The sequence below is a fragment of the Borrelia sp. A-FGy1 genome (assembly GCF_014084025.1).
Lineage (GTDB): Bacteria > Spirochaetota > Spirochaetia > Borreliales > Borreliaceae > Borrelia.
In genome coordinates this window covers 1-2162 of the sequence record NZ_CP043708.1, presented here as the reverse complement: position 1 = coordinate 2162, position 2162 = coordinate 1, and the positions used below count along the sequence as shown (strand labels likewise).

At 27.2% G+C, this 2162-nt stretch carries 2 protein-coding genes; both read right to left on the bottom strand.

The window, feature by feature from the left end:
• On the bottom strand, positions 1-744 hold a 744-nt coding region (locus F0310_RS05565), incomplete at its 3' end, for a hypothetical protein (protein ID WP_182117975.1).
• 445 nt (positions 745-1189) lie between these two features.
• Entirely contained in the window at positions 1190-1441 is a 252-nt protein-coding gene (locus F0310_RS05560; protein WP_182117974.1) for a hypothetical protein, read from the bottom strand.
• Positions 1442-2162: the final 721 nt, after the last annotated feature.

Genomic DNA, 2162 nt, shown 5'->3' with positions numbered 1-2162 from the left:
ATCTCCTTTTCCATTGGTATATTTCTTGGCAGCATTACTAAACTTGAAAACAGCTTGCCTAAATTTGCTGCAAGATAGGCCAGAAGCAAGAACAGCAAAAGCATCAGCATAAGACAAGCAAGCAGTTTTTGTAGTTTTTTTAATAACAGTAAGGAGTTTTCTAACTGTTTTTAAACAAGCTATGTTTTTTTTTCTTTTCTCTTCGTTAATTTTAAAATAGTCATTTACTGCCTTTATACTCTGCTCGGCCTTACTAGCCTTCCTTATAGCTTTCCTGTAAGACGCAATGGCATCATCTAAAATTTTAGTATCGTAACCAGGTACAGCTTCCTTTAGCATCGTGCTAAGCTTAGCGTACTCTTTTTCTAACTTTTTGTTTTCTAAGTCAGAAATAGCATAGCTACGTATTTTAGAAAATCTAAAACATCCAAGACTGCAGACACTACAATCAGTATAAGTATCAATAGTTCTATAAGAGCTTATACGCTTGTCATAAATAGCATCTAGACTAGATTGGTATGTTGTAGTTTTGCTAAAAAAAGACTTAAGTTTATCTTTGTCGTCTTTAGTTAACTTAGAGGTGTTCTCTTTCTTGTCTAGGTTAGTACTAAGAGTGCTAGAAGTAGCAGTGGGGGTATTAGAAATCAGGGCAGTGCTAGCAGAAACAAGCAAGGGTAAGTCTTTACTTAAACTATTATTTCTAAAAAGCTTACAAGACACAAATAATATCTTTGATATAGACATATTGCTCCTTATCCTTTTCTTATAAAATTTACTCCTTAAGCTATTTGTTTTGTTAGATCTAAAGAAAGATCTAGATAAATCAAGAATAATTGGCATTATATCTCATAAAAATTAGTTTTGTTATTGCAAATTGATTTATCTTTTGTTCTAAGCTAAATTGCTACTAAAAGTAAATAAAGTATACATTAAGTTAATTTTTAAACCAAAGAAACAAAAGTAAATCTTTTACTGTGTTTTAAGGTTGTATGATGTATATTTGGTTAGTAAATATTCTTTTAAAATATAGTGTCTTTTTTATTAATGTCTAACTTTAACAAAAAGAAGATCTCCTTAAAGGGATCTTCTTTTTGTTTTATGAAGTTTAGGTATTTGTATGTTAATATTCTAAACATTAGTTTAATTCAATAAATCCATTTTAGTTAAATTAGAGTGCTAGAGATAAGTATTATTTTGATACTCCTGAATGATACTTTTCATATAAAGCCCAAGTTCGTTTTTTATTTTTTAAAGATAGTTCATCTAGAGTTTCATCATATCTATAAAGATGCAATGTATAGAGGTAACAAAAAGCAAAATAAAGAAGACCAAATAATACAAACCCAATTAGCTCCTTTATTCTGCCTGTTGCATCAATTCTATCTAGATAAGATGAAAAACGACTCTTAATTTTAAAAATACTGCAAATTAATTTACTCAAATTACCCTCCTTACATATAAATATAAACTAGGATATATTGCGTAAAGTAAAATGTCATGCTCTATAAAAATAATATAGCAATATTGTCTTTTAATAAAAGACAATATAAAGGTATTTATATATTTTAGTGTTAATTGGGAATTTTGTTAATAAATAACTAATTTTAGTACAAAAGTTAAGTAAAACTAAGATAATTGCTAAATTTAGATATATATTTGTTTAGATATCTTAATTGTAGAGGATTAAGGTTTGAAAAGAAGGGTAAATTTATAAGGAAGATAAAAAGAGTAGATTTTTATTTATTGGTAGTATTAAGTAGACCTAGTCTTATTGATTTAAAGACTCCTTAAAGACAAAAGAGGCTCATTTCAGTAGGCCTTTTTTGTCTTTATATAAAAATAAAGATGTTCTATACTTAGTATGTAAAGCATTTATATTGCTTTATGCATAATATCAAGATCAACAAAGGCTCTAAGAAGAGTCTTTTTTTTTGCTTTTTTAAAAAAAGAGATAGGTAAAATCAAAATATTAAAAAAGTTATGTTCTTTTTTTACAAAGAACATAACTTTCTAGGGTTAGAGATTTTGTATCTAGCAGTACAGTATTTTTTAAAGAAAAGTAAAGGTTTTGTTTTAATATTTTAGGTATGAATATTATTTATTGGGTTTTTGTAGGTGCTTTTATAAGTGTTTTGATACCCGTGCTTATTTATATTTATAAT